Annotated in this window: 13 protein-coding genes and 1 tRNA gene; 2 read left to right on the top strand and 12 right to left on the bottom strand. The window is 37.8% G+C overall.

Annotation, left to right across the window (positions count from 1 at the left end):
- The first annotated feature begins 89 nt into the window (after window positions 1–89).
- Complete coding sequence (locus FZC41_RS09480; RefSeq protein WP_148567174.1) at window positions 90–362, top strand: DUF5661 family protein; 273 nt, start codon at window positions 90–92, stop codon at window positions 360–362.
- Window positions 363–458: 96 nt separating this feature from the next.
- On the opposite strand, the gene FZC41_RS09485 is transcribed toward FZC41_RS09480, so the two are convergent.
- The 3 genes from FZC41_RS09485 to FZC41_RS09495 form a co-directional block, all read right to left on the bottom strand.
- The gene (locus FZC41_RS09485) at window positions 459–1,109 is read right to left on the bottom strand and encodes a DedA family protein (RefSeq protein ID WP_148567175.1); all 651 of its coding nucleotides are present in this window, start codon (window positions 1,107–1,109) and stop codon (window positions 459–461) included.
- Between the two features lie 244 nt (window positions 1,110–1,353).
- Window positions 1,354–2,076: a selenium cofactor biosynthesis protein YqeC gene (gene yqeC / locus FZC41_RS09490; RefSeq protein ID WP_148567176.1), complete on the bottom strand. Its 723-nt coding sequence runs from the start codon at window positions 2,074–2,076 to the stop codon at window positions 1,354–1,356.
- A gap of 58 nt (window positions 2,077–2,134) precedes the next feature.
- Window positions 2,135–2,971: a DUF1002 domain-containing protein gene (locus FZC41_RS09495; protein WP_148567177.1), complete on the bottom strand. Its 837-nt coding sequence runs from the start codon at window positions 2,969–2,971 to the stop codon at window positions 2,135–2,137.
- A 239-nt stretch (window positions 2,972–3,210) separates the two neighbouring features.
- Between FZC41_RS09495 and FZC41_RS09500 the strand changes: the two genes are divergently transcribed.
- The gene (locus FZC41_RS09500; RefSeq protein ID WP_148567178.1) at window positions 3,211–4,680 is read left to right on the top strand and encodes a deoxyguanosinetriphosphate triphosphohydrolase; all 1,470 of its coding nucleotides are present in this window, start codon (window positions 3,211–3,213) and stop codon (window positions 4,678–4,680) included.
- A gap of 217 nt (window positions 4,681–4,897) precedes the next feature.
- Here the strand turns inward: FZC41_RS09500 and FZC41_RS09505 are convergent, their stop codons facing one another.
- The 9 genes from FZC41_RS09505 to rimO all read right to left on the bottom strand — a co-directional run bounded on the left by FZC41_RS09505 (window position 4,898) and on the right by rimO (window position 15,232).
- Window positions 4,898–5,962, bottom strand: a complete 1,065-nt coding sequence (locus FZC41_RS09505) for a Fic family protein (protein ID WP_148567179.1) — start codon at window positions 5,960–5,962, stop codon at window positions 4,898–4,900.
- Window positions 5,963–6,572: 610 nt separating this feature from the next.
- A tRNA-Trp gene (locus FZC41_RS09510) sits at window positions 6,573–6,648 on the bottom strand.
- A gap of 74 nt (window positions 6,649–6,722) precedes the next feature.
- Window positions 6,723–8,156, bottom strand: coding sequence for an adenylosuccinate lyase (gene purB / locus FZC41_RS09515; RefSeq protein ID WP_148567180.1), 1,434 nt, complete (start codon window positions 8,154–8,156; stop codon window positions 6,723–6,725).
- 115 nt (window positions 8,157–8,271) lie between these two features.
- On the bottom strand, window positions 8,272–9,075 hold the full coding sequence (locus FZC41_RS09520) for a TIGR00282 family metallophosphoesterase (protein WP_148567181.1): 804 nt from the start codon (window positions 9,073–9,075) through the stop codon (window positions 8,272–8,274).
- A gap of 56 nt (window positions 9,076–9,131) precedes the next feature.
- Window positions 9,132–10,676, bottom strand: a complete 1,545-nt coding sequence (gene rny / locus FZC41_RS09525; protein WP_148567182.1) for a ribonuclease Y — start codon at window positions 10,674–10,676, stop codon at window positions 9,132–9,134.
- A gap of 179 nt (window positions 10,677–10,855) precedes the next feature.
- The gene (gene recA / locus FZC41_RS09530; protein WP_148567183.1) at window positions 10,856–11,947 is read right to left on the bottom strand and encodes a recombinase RecA; all 1,092 of its coding nucleotides are present in this window, start codon (window positions 11,945–11,947) and stop codon (window positions 10,856–10,858) included.
- 55 nt (window positions 11,948–12,002) lie between these two features.
- Window positions 12,003–13,244: a competence/damage-inducible protein A gene (locus tag FZC41_RS09535; protein ID WP_148567184.1), complete on the bottom strand. Its 1,242-nt coding sequence runs from the start codon at window positions 13,242–13,244 to the stop codon at window positions 12,003–12,005.
- Between the two features lie 106 nt (window positions 13,245–13,350).
- Window positions 13,351–13,890 carry a CDP-diacylglycerol--glycerol-3-phosphate 3-phosphatidyltransferase gene (pgsA, locus tag FZC41_RS09540; protein WP_148567185.1) on the bottom strand — a complete coding sequence of 180 codons (540 nt, stop codon included), beginning with the start codon at window positions 13,888–13,890 and terminating at the stop codon, window positions 13,351–13,353.
- The gene (gene rimO / locus FZC41_RS09545; RefSeq protein ID WP_148567186.1) at window positions 13,877–15,232 is read right to left on the bottom strand and encodes a 30S ribosomal protein S12 methylthiotransferase RimO; all 1,356 of its coding nucleotides are present in this window, start codon (window positions 15,230–15,232) and stop codon (window positions 13,877–13,879) included. The genes pgsA and rimO overlap by 14 nt, the downstream gene beginning before the upstream one ends.
- Between the last annotated feature and the right edge of the window lies 1 nt (window position 15,233).

Here is a 15,233-nt window from a genome sequence, read left to right on the forward strand (position 1 = left end):
AAAAAGCACAATATGCATATAATCAGATTAATTAAAAAATGACACGATTAGAATCGTCATATTTAAAATTTTTAGAAGAGGTGATTTTTATGTCGGAAAAAAAAGTGTTTACAACCGAACAGGCAAAAGAAACTGGCAGAATGCTTGGCATCAATTGGAGTAAATTCGATATTGAACAATTTCGAATGGGAATGGATGTCGAACTGGAACATGGAACCTGTGATTCTCATACCAATGTAACCGGTGATGACCCTTTTGTTACCGGAAAAATTGCATTGGCCCATTTAAATGAGTTTCCCGACTATTATACACGGCTTGAAAAAATGGAAGTAGAAGCTGAAAAATTCTGGGAAGCAAAATAAAAAGATCAAACTTTTAAAGGCTAATACATTATCCTGCAGTATGCAAGATAACGTATTAGCCTTTAAATTTAGATTTAATAACACACCGGGAGTTAACTAAACCTGTGCATCGGCATTTTTTCTTTCTTTAAGAAAAACAACAAAGGCTGGAAGTACTGATATGACAATAATAGCAATTAAAACAAAGGTAAAATTGTCTTTGATAATCGGTATATTGCCGAATAAATAACCGCCGGTTAAAAATAAGGTTACCCATAAGAATCCGCCTAATATATTGTAGCCGATAAACTTGACATAGTGCATTTCCCCCATACCGGCTACAAATGGAACGAAAGTCCTGATAATCGGAATAAATCTTCCGATGACGATTGTCAGTGAACCATATTTTTCATAAAACTTATGAGCCTTGACAATATATTCTTTTTTTACAAATTTATTTTTTCCGTTTTCTAAAATTTTGTTTCCGATGGCTTTACCGATCGAGTAATTTACGGTATCACCAATCACTGCCGCCAGCAAAAATGTGATGAAAAAAGCAACAACATTAAGTGACCCCATTGCCGACAAAGCGCCTGAAGCAAATATTAAAGAGTCTCCTGGCAAAAATGGGGTAACAACCAATCCGGTTTCACAGAATATAATAATGAATAATATTAAATATGTCCAAAATCCATAGTTTTGTATTATTCCGTATAACGATTGGTCAAGATGCATAATAAAATTAATGAGATACATTATTGTGTCCATCTATTTCTCCTTTTTTTATTTTTCAAAAACAGCTTTCTTAGTTATTGTGTCAAGTACATCTGCAGCCATAATTCAGCACTTTTGAATCGGTTTATTGTATCATATCAATTGTATTAATTAGCTTAAATAATTATTGATAGCGTTTTCTTAATTCATAAGTCAGCGCTTTCATCAAAAAAGCCTGACTGCGATAAAACTTCGCAATCAGACCTTATTGTTTAAATTGTTCTGTCTTTGTCAAGAACTAACATTCCTCCACCCAACCTTCTTTCAAAGAGCCGATGAAGCTCTGATCAAAGATTAATTTTCCGATTTTTCCCATCATCCGGGCCTTTTCCAAATTATCCTGGTCGGCTTTATTAATGAAAAGTATTTTTGGCAGTTTTCCATATTCTGGTTCCAATTTATTTTTTATGAACGCTTCCAAAACTTTTTTTAAAACAAATTCATCAAAAACTTCTTCTTCATCTTCAAACAATTCGGCCCGGTGAAAATATTCATCATCTATTTTTTGAAATAAAACCTCTGCTCCAATCACATGAATGATCTTGGTTGTCAAACTGGGAATGATTGGTTCATATTCATTGTAAAACTTATACGGCTTTCTTTTAGAGCCATCGCCCTCGTTAAGAATAACAACCGGACTCAATGACTTCTGTAAGAAAAGCAGCTCGTCATTGGAAAATCCTGAAATTTTCTGACCGGCCAGTAGGTCTTTTCCAATAATCCACTCTTTTTGCGGTTCTTGCTCAATCTGATGAAGAACCGCTGTGATATCTTCATTAATGATGCATTGATCCGCCGCCACATCAGAAATACAAATCTTTGCTGTTGTCGTTAACACGTGTTTTATTCCCGCCCGTAATAATTCTCTGCCAATGGCAAACATCAAGGAGGTTTTTCCCCCTCCTCCGGTAATCGTAATAACATCATTGTTTTGAATGTTAAATAATTTTATGAGCTTCATTTTTTATCCCACTTTCAACTTTTATAATACTTTTCTATTATCCATTATTTTTAGTTTCTCATTTTCCGGATGAAAGATTAGTGAAAAAATCACTGAAATTCTGGAAAAAACTTTGTATCTGGTCAAAGAACCCTGCTGATTTCTGGCTTGCCTCAAGCAGTTTTACAAATGTATCCGGATCCATATTCAATTCATTAAATTGTTTGACTAAGCCTAATATCTCTTCAATCTGATCATCCGTCAGCGTCGTATCATACTTTGTTGCCGTTTCTTTAATAAGCTGACGAATTTCATCATCACTCATACCCTTTGTCTGCGCAATTTCAGTTTTTAAACTGTTTATAATATTAACCGCATCGTCTCCGACTGCATCCTGCAGTTCGCCAGTTACAACGACTTCATCTACAGCCGTTGTTTTGGCGGCTTCATCCAAAGTGGTTCCCGTCGCAGCTTCATAAGCTTTATAAATCCCCGTTAAGGCTCCCGTACCGGAAACGGGAGTATAGGCCGCAACAATTACTTTGGCATTCGTGATTCCGGCGGTAGTCAATGCCGCTTTATACATATCTTCTGTTACCCAATCAATATTTTTGGTTTCTATCTCAATGCCGCCACTGGTTTTTTCCTGCACATAAACACTGGATAGTGCAAGGCTTCCAATTTTGTCAGAAGAGACCTGTCCACCTAAATATTGACGCTCATCGGCATTCGTCACGACGGTTTCCTCAACAGCTCCTCTGCTGATACCAAAATATCCATAGACCGTTTTTAGCTGCGCTTCGGTGTTATCTGCCCCGATGGCCACACAGGCACTTTTTGAATCAGCCCATACCGGTGACATCATCGTCATTGATAAGGCGATGGCCATTATACTCATTAATATTTTCTTCTTCATACTTTACCTCTTGATATTCTAGATTTCTAACTTTTTGTTAATTTGATAATTGTATTTAGTGCAAAAGTTATTCTGGTTAAGAATACCAGTGAATTCTATCTTTTAACTTAAATCAAGTATTTATTAACCAAATATACACTGTCTCTTTCATAAAATTGACAGATAAACCCTTAGGAATAAAAAATATTTTCTGGTATAATAGCTTTAATGAATTTTTTATTATTAAAAGGGGAACTTGTATGGAATGGGAAAAACTTTTAGCAGATACTCGAATTGGCAAAAAAATAGATCCGCCTTATGATCCTGAAAAATATTATATGAGTGAATTTGAAAAAGACTATTGGCGGATTATTAACAGTGCCTCATTTCGGCGCTTGCAGGACAAAACCCAAGTGTTTCCTTTAGATAAAAGTGATTTTGTCCGAACCCGCCTGACCCACTCGATCGAAACATCATCTCTGGCTAAACAGTTGACGGCAATGATCACCAAAAATATTACCATTTACGAAAAAGACACACCCTATAAAATCACTTCAGATCAAGCCGTCTTAGCTGCCGATATTGCGATGTGCAGCGGGCTGCTGCACGATATTGGCAATCCTCCATTTGGCCATTTCGGTGAAGTCATTATTCGAGACTGGTTCAAAAACAATCTGGGCAATTACTCCTATAAAGATAAAACGTTGACGGATAGTCTTACGAAACACATGAAAAATGATCTATATAATTTTGAAGGCAACGCTCAAGCCCTTCGCCTGCTTATTAAACTGCACCATGTCGATAGTGAGTTTGGATTGAACTTAACCGCATCTGTGTTGAATACTATTGTGAAATACCCGGTTGATTCTTTGACTTTTGACGAAAAAGATCCTGATGTCAAAAATCATAAGATCGGCTATTATCTGTCTGAAAACGAGGAGTTTTCAAAGATCGCTGATATTACCGAGACAAAAATCAATCAAATATATTATCGTCATCCGCTTACCTTCATTCTTGAAGCCGCCGATGATATTGCCTATGCAACCGCTGATCTTGAGGATGCCTTTAAAAAAGGTTTCTTTTCAATTGATACATTTGTTGAGTTCTTTGAAAATGAACTTCGCGAATATGAAAAAGCCGGTCTTTTTACTAAGGTACAAATAGAAAAATCAAATTTACTGATTGAATATTTTGATGAATTAAAGCTACAATTCAAAAAAGAGCATAGTAAAGAAATTATGATTTTTCAAAACTGGCTCAGTCATGTCCGAGATTGGCTCCTGTATTGTGCGGCTTATGGTTTTACCCATTCTTATACGGAAATTATGGAAGGTACTTTTAAAAAAGATATTTTCGAAGAGTCTTTCCATGGTGCAACTATCTGTATTTTAAAAAGTGTTATGCACGAATTCGTCTATTCAACACCGAGCATAACAAAACTTGAGTTGGCAGCTCAAAGTATCTTATATTCCTTGCTCGATAAGTTCATCCCAGCAATTATCTATTATAAAGAAGATACCGAAACCAATCCGATGTATAAACAAACCAAAGCTGAGCACAATTTAACAGACTTGATTTCAGAAAATTATAAAGAAAATTATCTGAAGTCAAAAACAGATGATCCCGTCAATAATTTATATTTGCGTTTACTTCTGGTGACCGATTTCATCTGTGGCATGACCGATTCTTATGCGAAGAATCTCTATCAAGAATTAAATGGTATGAACTAAAAATTCTAATTACTAGAACTAAAAAACGATTGATCCGTAGGTAAAGTATTACATCCATTAAAAGCATCTACCCCAATTTTAACATTTTCAACTATTTCTAAAGGGTCACTCTAAAAAAAAGGTAAAAAAAGAACGGCTGTTTTTTAATTTCCTTATATATATTGAGTTTATTGTCCAATACGGCAATTTCTGATTTTAAAAGCTTTGATTCAAAAGGTTATCTTCCACTTTTATTTAATGTGCGAGAATATGTTGTATTTCTACCAGAACCAATTTTCTTTATATATCCTTCTTTAACCAAATCACTCAAAGTTTTTTCAATCATAGCTTGACTGATACCTGGTAATTTTTCAGAAATTTCTTTCTTGTTCAATGTTCCAATATGTTTTTCAAAAACAAGACGGATTCGTTCTCCTTTAGTGATACCTTTTTTGTTTGGATAGTGAACATGTTCTGAAAATTCTTTATAAGAATTTAAAATGCAACCCAAGTAATATCTAAAAAAAGGAAGATAAGTGTTTTGACCTGCTAACCAGTCATCAGAGCTGTCTTTTAGCGCCTCATAATAGGTTTCTTTTGATTTTTCAACAATCATTTCTAGGCTGATATATTTTCCAACAATATAACCAGACTGGTACAAAAGCAATAGCGTGAGAAGTCGGCTCATTCGCCCATTACCGTCATTGAAAGGATGAATACATAAGAAGTCTAAAATAAACATAGGAATAAGTATCAATGGGTCAATCTCTTTTTTTTCAAAAGCTTCCTGGTAAGCAATACAAAGCTTTTCCATTGAATTCGGTGTTTCAAACGCACTGAGTGGACGGAAGCGGATAGATTTATTACCTGATAAATCTATCTCGGTAATAACATTATCATTATTCTTCCAATTTCCACCATCTGTTGTTGGATGAAAACTATAGAGCATTTTGTGAAGCTGTAAAATGATATTAGGAGACAGTGGAATATATTCAAAACTTTCGTGAATTATGGAAAGAACTTCTCTATAACCAGCGATTTCAGCTTCAGATCGGTTTCGTGGTTCCGATTTTTTCTGAACGATTTCAATCAGACGTTCATCTGTTGTGTAAATTCCTTCAATTCTGTTAGAAGCGCCGGTACTCTGCACTTTAGCAATTTCAAGTAAATGATTTAAAATGTCAGGTTTGATTTCGATAAAAAGTTCCTGTTTACCTTTGTACTCGTGAATAGCAGACACCATATTAATGGTTTCTGTATTTAAAAGTTCTTTGGGAATACGGTTATAGTTAAATTCTCTCATATTGATTTCCTTTCTGCCTAATCTTATATTTATCTGCATAATTTTATCATTATATTATGCAGATAGCAAATTCATTTAATCAAAAAATTATCAAACTTATTTTTTTGTAAAGATGGGATCGTGGGTGAATTAGTGAGTGGTAGACAGGCAAAACTATCTAAAATGTTTTGACGCTATTTTTTTTACAACTACCCGGAAAATCGGTCGCAATTGGGTGATTTATTTCACCTATTAGTATATACGCGGTTGATGTATATGTCGAAGGGTACACTTTGTACACCAATTGAAATAAATTGGGGGAAACCAGAAAGTAAAGAGATACAGAAAATTGTCAGGCAGGCGTTTTTATTGCCTATGCCTCTGAACAGGGCTATGGACTTTTAAATGAGAAGCTGTATTTACCACAAAACTGGTTTTCAGAAGAATACCGAGACAAATGGAAACACTGCCAGATACCGGAAGACACAGATTTTCAAACGAAAAATGCATTCGATGTATATCCTGCATGGCATCGTCATTAAATTGTTACTTTTTGTTTATTTTGAATAAAAAAATCCCCCAAAACCCTTTTTTTGAGCGGTTTCGGAGGACTTTGAGTAATATAGTTAAATGGCAGGGGTATGAGGGCTCGAACCTCAGGCACACGGTTTTGGAGACCGTTGCTCTACCAACTGAGCTATACCCCTACTTTAGCAACTTCTATATTATATTCGCTTAAGAGCTAAATGTCAATCTTTTTAGCCATTTTAAAGAACAATTTTTATACTTTTAAATCAATTTTATTCAGAGTAAGTATTTCGGAATTAGCCTCAAGAATCGGATTGACTTCATCGGTGATAAAATCATCCACCTGTTCCGGAGCTCTTCCCACATAAAGGACCGGGTCCAGTATGCCTTCAACATCTTTTTCGACTAAATTAAAAGAGGCATCTTTCAAAATTCTTTCAATTAAATCATTTGCTTTTCCTTCAACTTTTACGGTGTTTCCGGCTTCCATTGATAATACTCTGATTTTTTCATGCAGTTCCTGACGGTCTCCGCCATGCTTAACACCTTCCATGATGATGTTTTCCGTTACCATAAAAGGCAGTTCAGCATTGATATGCTGACGAATAACTTTAGGATAGACAACCAGATTTTCTGAAATATTGATGGCGATCATTAAAATCGCATCGGCTGCTAAAAATCCTTCTGGAATGCTGATTCGTCTATTTGCCGAATCATCCAGGGTTCGTTCAAACCACTGCGTTGAAGCGGTAATCGCCGGATTAAGCGAATTCACAATAATATAACGGGCTAGCGAACAAATACGTTCTGATCGCATCGGATTACGTTTGTACGCCATGGCGGATGAACCAATCTGGCTTTTTTCAAAAGGTTCTTCCACTTCTTTCAAATGTTGCAGCAATCGTACATCGGTGGCAAATTTGCTCAGACTCTGTGCAATACCGCTTAGCACATTCAATACCTGCGAATCAAATTTTCTTGAATAGGTCTGTCCGCTTACTGCAAATGATTTTTTGAAACCCATTTTTTCAGCCACCAGATCATCCAATCGTTTGACTTTATCATGATCGTTATCAAAGAGATCCATGAAACTTGCCTGAGTACCGGTCGTTCCCTTAACCCCTAAAAGTTTGACGTTGCTGATAACATGGTCAAGATCAGCTAAATCCATTATTAAATCCTGAATCCATAGACAGGCCCGTTTTCCCACCGTTGTCAGCTGGGCCGGCTGAAAATGGGTAAAACCCAATGTCGGCAAGCTTTTATGTTCCATTGCAAAAATAGCTAAATGATTAATCAAATTGATTAATAATTTACGGATATGATGGAGTCCTTCAGTATAGACAATGACATCAGTATTATCTCCAACATATGCACTTGTCGCTCCCAGATGAATAATCCCTTTTGCTTTGGGACATTGGGCCCCATAGGTATGAACATGAGCCATGACATCGTGGCGAAGCACTTTCTCTTCTTTTGCGGCAAGCTCATAATCGATGTTTTCGATATTGGATCGCAGTTCATCAATCTGTTCTTCTGTTATATTAAGACCCAACTCTCTTTCGGCCTCTGCCAAAACAACCCAGAGTTTTCGCCAGGTTTGAAACTTATTGTCCGCTGAAAATATTTGCAGCATTTTTTTTGAAGAGTAGCGTTCGATTAAAGGGTTTTCGTAATATTCTTTCATAATAATTCCTTTCTTGTTCAATTAATATTGGTTGATAAATTTTAAAATTCGGTTAAATCCTTGATCTCGCTGTTTAAAGAAGCAATTCAGATATTATCGATATTTTCTCTCCTTATTACTTGGTTTCTTCAAATGTCTCATATAATCGAGTGATTTTAGTCACTTTATTTTCAATGTCATCTATTGCTAGAATAATCCCGTTAATTTGGACACTTCCTGTTGCTGTTTCAAAACGTTTAGGCCGTTTTGTCAGCATGGTCTCCAGAATAATTTCCTTATCAACACCAATGACCCCATCAAGCGGACCAGTCATCCCAATATCGGTAATATACGCTGTCCCCTTGGCTAAAATGCGTTCATCAGCTGTTTGGACATGGGTATGGGTTCCATAGACTGCCGTGGCAAAACCATCCATGTAATAGCCAAAGGCAATTTTTTCTGAAGTGGCCTCTGCATGAAAGTCGATAATAATCAAATCTGCCGAATTTTTTAATTGCTCCATCAGTGGCAGCATTGCATTAAAGGGATTGTCTAAAGCAGGCATAAATATTTGACCCGATAAATTAACAACAGCTATTTTTTTTGTTTCTTCAGTTTTTAGTTGATATTCAAAGATATCATAACCTTTCCCTGGACAGGGATCTGGATAATTAAGCGGACGGATAATTTGCGGAAAATCCGCAATCGTTTCAAGCAGTTCTTTTTGCTGCCATACATGGTTTCCCATGGTAATGACATCAATTGGCAAACTCAGTAGTTGTTTCGCATTTTTTGTCGTTAACCCATTTCCGCCGGAAGCGTTCTCGCCGTTGACGATGGTAAAATCTATTTCATATTGTGTGATTAATTGCGGTAATTTTTCTTTTAAAATATTTCGTCCCGGTCGGCCATAAATGTCGCCGAGTATTAATATATTCATATGCTATCCTTCTGTTATTAATTATAAAAAAAGGGGAGATTATCTCCCCTTTAAGACTATTTGGCATAGTCACTTGCCCTTGTTTCACGGATAATATTAACTTTAATGTTCCCCGGATATTCCATTTCAGCTTCAATCTTCTTGGCAATATCGCGAGACAATAAAATCATCTCATCGTCATTAACTTCACTCGGTTTAACCATAACTCTGACTTCACGTCCAGCTTGAATAGCATAGGATTTTTCGACCCCTTCAAAAGACGACGCGATGGTTTCAAGCTCCTGCAGCCGTTGAACATAGGAAACCAGTGTTTCTCTTCTGGCACCTGGTCTGGCTGCCGAAATGGCATCTGCCGCTTGGACAAGAACCGCTTCCATTGTATGCGCTTCAACGTCACCATGATGAGCTTCCACAGCATGAATAATATTCTTATTTTCTTTGTATTTTTTAAGTACATTTACGCCAATTTCAACATGTGGTCCTTCAACCTCATGGTCAATAGCTTTCCCAATATCATGTAATAATCCTGCTCGTTTTGCAACCTTGATGTTACCATCAAGTTCAGCTGCCATAATGCCAGCCAAATGCGACACTTCTATGGAATGCTTTAATACATTTTGTCCATAACTGGTTCGGTATTTCAGACGCCCAAGTAATTTTACAATTTCAGGGTGTAAGCCATGTATCCCAGTGTCAAAACAAGCCTGTTCACCAACTTCTTTAATCTGGTTTTCAACTTCTTTTTGGGATTTTTTGACCATCTCTTCAATTCTTGCTGGATGAATTCGTCCATCAATAATTAATTTTTCTAAAGCCAGTCTGGCAACTTCTCGACGGATGGGATCAAACCCGGAAAGAATAACTGCTTCTGGGGTATCATCAATGATTAAGTCAATACCCGTCAATGTTTCCAAGGTTCGAATATTTCGACCTTCCCGACCAATAATACGGCCCTTCATTTCATCATTTGGCAAGTTAACCACGGTAATGGTTTGTTCAGCAACATGATCTGCGGCACACCGTTGAATGGACTGAGCAATCAATTCTTTTGCCTTTTTATCAGCAACGGCCTTGGATTCAACTTCAATTTGACGGATCATAATCGCCGCTTCCCGGCGTGTATCTTTACTGACATCTTCAAGCAAAATTTCTTTTGCTTCCTCATAAGTCAAACCTGATATGCGTTCAAGTTCTTTAACCTGTTCGTCATATAAACCATCAAGCTTTTCTTTTTTCTTTTCTAAATCCTTGCCTCTTTTACCGAGAGCTTCTTCATTTCTTTCTAAGTTCACTAATTTTTTTTCTAGATTCTCTTCTTTTTGCATAAACCGATTTTCAAGTTTTTGCAACTCGGCTCGGCGTTCTCGGTTATCTCTTTCATTGACTTCTTTCATCTGCAGGGATTCTTCCTTTGCATCAAAAAGAATTTCCTTCTTTAAATTTTCTCCATCTTTTACAGCATCGTTCACAATTGCAGCAGCTGTCATTTCAGCATTTCTGATTTTACCTTCCGCAATATTTTTGCGGACAAAATAACCAACTACAAAAGCTAATACAATACCGATGGATAAGATAATTACTAGTATGTTTATAATTTTCACCTCCTTATGTAATATTTATTATATTCTTACTATACTCATCATGAGAACCATTTTATACTTTTTTTAAAATAGTGTCAAGAAACAAAGGTGAAACCTTGTACCTTATTTTATCATGATCAAAAAAGAACCTATTAAAAGGTTCTTTTTAAGCATTTTTTTATTGTCTTTATGATGAGTTTCTACTCGAAAGATTTTTCTTCAGCAGTTTCGTCCGGTAAGTCTTCTTCTTTTGCATCCGGTTCGGCCGGTGCTTTGTTTAATTCATTTTTTTCACGAATTTCTTTTTCAATCGCGTCCGCAATATCCGGATTGGCCAAAAGGAATTCTTTTGAATTATCACGCCCCTGGCCTAAGCGTTGTTCTTTATACGAAAACCACGATCCTGATTTATCAACGATATCAAAATCGACCCCAACATCCAAAATATCGCCTTCTTTAGATATTCCCCGGCCATACATAATATCAAACTCTGCCTGTTTAAAAGGGGGTGCCATTTTATTCTTAACAACTTTTGCCCGGGTACGGTTTCCGATCATTTCAGTACCCTTTTTAAGCGTTTCAATGCGGCGCACGTCAATTCTTACTGAAGCGTAAAATTTAAGTGCTTTGCCGCCGGTAGTTGTTTCCGGATTTCCGAACATCACGCCAATCTTTTCTCTAAGCTGATTGATAAAAATGACCGTCGTATTTGATTTATTTATGATGCCGGTTAATTTTCTTAATGCCTGGGACATTAAACGGGCCTGCAGCCCCATATGGGAATCGCCCATTTCACCGTCTATTTCTGCCCGTGGCACTAACGCTGCTACCGAGTCAATGACAACCACATCAATGGCATTACTTCTTACCAACGCTTCAACAATTTCCAATGCCTGTTCCCCGGTATCCGGTTGCGCTACTAAAAGATTGTCAATATCAACTCCCAAGGCCTTGGCATATGTGGGGTCAAGGGCATGTTCGGCATCAACAAACGCCGCATTTCCGCCGGTTTTTTGTGCTTCAGCAATAATGTGAAGAGTAAGGGTTGTTTTTCCAGAGGATTCAGGGCCGTAGATTTCCACAACTCGTCCCCGCGGAACCCCGCCAATGCCTAAAGCGATGTCCAGTCCGATTGAAGATGTCGAAATTACGTCGACGTTAAGCCTTGCGGTATCATCTCCTAAACGCATAACCGCACCTTTGCCAAAACTTCTTTCAATGCCTTTTAGTGCAGCATCCAAGGCTCGCTGTTTATCTGAGATTTGATCGTTTGTTTTTATTTTTTCAGCCATTTTCGCCCATCCTATTCATTATTCGAACATTCGTTCTGATTCTATTATAGCTAACTTATTTCGCTTTGTCAACTATGGTCTTTCCGATCAGATGAAAGACTTTGTTCGCCGTTTTTTGTTGGATAATTTTACGTTCTCCATTAAAATGACACGTCGTGATCTGGGTTATTCCATTATAGCAAAGACCAATATACACCAGTCCGACCGGTTTTTCTGCGGTTCCACCTTCAGGGCCGGCAATCCCCGTTACCGATACAGCGAGATCGGCATTTGAAATCTTTTGAAGATTTTCGCACATTTCTCTTGCGGTTTCTTCGCTGACTGCTCCGAATTTTTCAAGAGTTTCTGCTTTTACATGCAGCAGGTTTATTTTTGTTTCGTTGGAATAAGATACAATACCGGTTCCGAAGACTTTAGAAATTCCCGACTCTTCTGTGAGCTGAGAGGCGATTAATCCGCCCGTACAGGATTCTGCGGTGGCAATTGTGATATTCTTTTCAATTAACAGCTTGGCGACTGTTTCTGCTAAAGACTGTTTGGAACAAGTAAAGATATTATCTTTAAAACGTTCCAGCATGATGTCTTCATATTGATCCAATAATGTATTTAGCTCTTTTTCATTTTCACCGTTGGCAGTAATTCGCACCAGCACCTCGCCCATCTTAGCGTAGGTAGCAATGGTTGGATTTGTTTGGGTGTCAATGAGGTCAAGCAATCGATCTTCTACCGCTGACTCGCCGATGTCGGACAAATTATAGTATCGTGAAAGCACTAACTGCCTGTTTTTTTTCCTTATCAATGGCAATACGTCTTCTTCAAAGACACATTTCATTTCTCGGGGCGGTCCGGGCAGCATAATAATGACTCTTCCCTGTTCCCTCAGCAATATACCTGGTGCTGTTCCGCAGGGGTTTGGCAATACTTCGGCGTGTTCCGGCACAAAGATTTGCTTGAGGTTATTGGGAGTAAAGGGGAATTCACGATTTGCAAAAAATTGCAGCAACTCTTCCTTTACTTTTTCATCCTGAACCAATTCTTTGTTGAATAATTCGGCAATCACTTCTTTGGTTAGATCATCCTGGGTTGGTCCCAATCCGCCGGTTGTGATAATGAGGTCGCTGCGATTAAACGCAATTTTCACAACTTCTTCCAGCCGTTTGGGATTATCTCCAACCGTAGTATGATAACCCACGCTTAAACCCTGGTTCGACAATTCTCTTGACAAATACTGAACATTCGTATTAAGGGTATCCCCAACTAAAAGTTCAGTTCCGACACATATAATTTCACATTTCATTCTTTAGATCCTTTCAATAATATTAGAAACAATTATTGATCATCATATGGGCCATGAGGTACCGATGATGATCATATAATTGTTTCTAAATAGTTTTTTTATTCAATTACATCGTGCGAAATACTTTTTTGTTAATGATGAAATAATCCACTCCTGAAATAATCGTCATGACGGTTGCAATATAAATCATAATGGTGCCAGCGGGAATGTTGATTAAGTAGAATGGCCAATTGCCAATGAGAATAATCACGATCGCAATCATCTGCGACATGGTCTTTGCTTTTCCCCATTTACTGGCGGCGATAACGATACCGTCTGCTGCTGCTAAGGTTCTAAGCCCGGTGATGGCAAATTCCCGGGCGATGATAATAATAACAATCCATGCCGGTACCGACCCTAACTGGACAAAGCAGATCAGAGCTGAACAGACGAGAAGCTTATCTGCCAGAGGATCCATAAATTTTCCGAAATCTGTAACTAGATTGCGACTGCGGGCAAGATAACCGTCAAGGCTGTCTGATAAAGCTGCAATAACAAACAAAGCTGCCGCAAGCGGTTGATGGAATGGGAATTCAATTAACAAGGCCGCAATGAAAAATGGAATCATAATAATTCGTACCATGGTAATCTTATTAGGTAAGTTCATTTTCAATCTCTCCTATCAAATCATATTCTAATGCACTGCGTATTTTTACAGAATAAAAATGGCCAATGGTTAACGGCGTTTCTTGGCTGTCAACATAAACCGTTCCGTCTATTTCCGGGGCGTCTCCATAAAAGCGGCCAGTATAGGTTTCTTCCTCCATCCCTTCAATCAACACCGCTACCGTTCGTCCGATAAACCGTTGCTTATTTTTCAGCGAAATATTTTGCTGAGCCATCATTATTTCATTGTGACGTTTTTCCTTAAGCTCTTCCGGAATTTGATTTTGAAAGGCGGCTGCCGGGGTATCTTCTTCCTGAGAGTATTTGAAAACGCCGAGATGATCGAATTCAAGGACGTTGATGCCTTTTAGTAGGGATGAATGATTATCGTTGGTTTCTCCCGGGAAACCGGTGATAATCGACGTTCTCAAAACGGCATCCGGCAAAGACTTGCGAATCAGTTGAACAAGTTCTTTAATTTGCTCAAAGGACATCTTTCTCCCCATTCGTTTTAATACCGCATCTTCAGTATGCTGCAGAGGGATGTCAAAATACTGGCAAATGGAAGGATACTGCTTAACCACTGACAATAACTCCGGGGTGATGCCTTCAGGATACAGATACATCATTCGAATCCATTTAAAGCCAAAATCCCGGGCAATCTTTTCCAACAGTTTAGGTAAATCATAGCCTTCATCAAGATCTCTTCCGTATGGGGCGATGTCCTGACCGATGAGGATGATCTCCTTAATTCCCATTTCTTTGAGATAGTAAAGCTCATCAAAAATATTCTGACTCTGACGACTTCGGTATTTCCCTCTTATTTTTGGTATGGCACAATAGGTGCAGTGATGGTCGCAGCCCTCGCTGATTCTTACAAAAGTAGACACCGTGCCTTTTTTGATATAGCGTTTGATTTTTGCTGTCACTTCTTTTTCGATATCACCCAAATATGTTTCATCCTGACGCTGTGTTTCACTGGACTCTTCAAAACGATTGATTAAATCAATGATATTATCAAAATGACCCACTCCTAGGAAGCCATCGATTTCCTCTATCTCGTCACTTAATTCTTTATGGTAGCGTTCTGCCATGCATCCGGCGACAATGAGAACTTTACACCTTCCGCTTTTTTTATATTCAACATATTCAAGAATATAATCGATGGATTGTTCTTTTGCTTCCTGGATAAAACAGCAGGTATTCACGATAATAATGTCTGCATCCTGAGGATCTTCCTGGATACAATACTGCTTTTCCTGTATTAAACCCAACATCAGCTGTGAATCAATGGTATTTTTATCACAGCCCAAAGTTGTTACATGGATATTTTTATTTTTCATT

The sequence above is a fragment of the Acetobacterium paludosum genome (assembly GCF_008086595.1).
Classification (GTDB): domain Bacteria; phylum Bacillota; class Clostridia; order Eubacteriales; family Eubacteriaceae; genus Acetobacterium; species Acetobacterium paludosum.

What these genes read in the sequence shown, in the direction of transcription:
- FZC41_RS09480 (WP_148567174.1), top strand. Translation starts at nt 90, where the DNA reads ATGTCGGAAAAAAAAGTGTTTACAACCGAACAGGCAAAAGAAACTGGC.
- FZC41_RS09485 (WP_148567175.1), bottom strand. Translation starts at nt 1,109, where the DNA reads ATGGACACAATAATGTATCTCATTAATTTTATTATGCATCTTGACCAA.
- yqeC (WP_148567176.1), bottom strand. Translation starts at nt 2,076, where the DNA reads ATGAAGCTCATAAAATTATTTAACATTCAAAACAATGATGTTATTACG.
- FZC41_RS09495 (WP_148567177.1), bottom strand. Translation starts at nt 2,971, where the DNA reads ATGAAGAAGAAAATATTAATGAGTATAATGGCCATCGCCTTATCAATG.
- FZC41_RS09500 (WP_148567178.1), top strand. Translation starts at nt 3,211, where the DNA reads ATGGAATGGGAAAAACTTTTAGCAGATACTCGAATTGGCAAAAAAATA.
- FZC41_RS09505 (WP_148567179.1), bottom strand. Translation starts at nt 5,962, where the DNA reads ATGAGAGAATTTAACTATAACCGTATTCCCAAAGAACTTTTAAATACA.
- purB (WP_148567180.1), bottom strand. Translation starts at nt 8,156, where the DNA reads ATGAAAGAATATTACGAAAACCCTTTAATCGAACGCTACTCTTCAAAA.
- FZC41_RS09520 (WP_148567181.1), bottom strand. Translation starts at nt 9,075, where the DNA reads ATGAATATATTAATACTCGGCGACATTTATGGCCGACCGGGACGAAAT.
- recA (WP_148567183.1), bottom strand. Translation starts at nt 11,947, where the DNA reads ATGGCTGAAAAAATAAAAACAAACGATCAAATCTCAGATAAACAGCGA.
- FZC41_RS09535 (WP_148567184.1), bottom strand. Translation starts at nt 13,244, where the DNA reads ATGAAATGTGAAATTATATGTGTCGGAACTGAACTTTTAGTTGGGGAT.
- pgsA (WP_148567185.1), bottom strand. Translation starts at nt 13,890, where the DNA reads ATGAACTTACCTAATAAGATTACCATGGTACGAATTATTATGATTCCA.
- rimO (WP_148567186.1), bottom strand. Translation starts at nt 15,232, where the DNA reads ATGAAAAATAAAAATATCCATGTAACAACTTTGGGCTGTGATAAAAAT.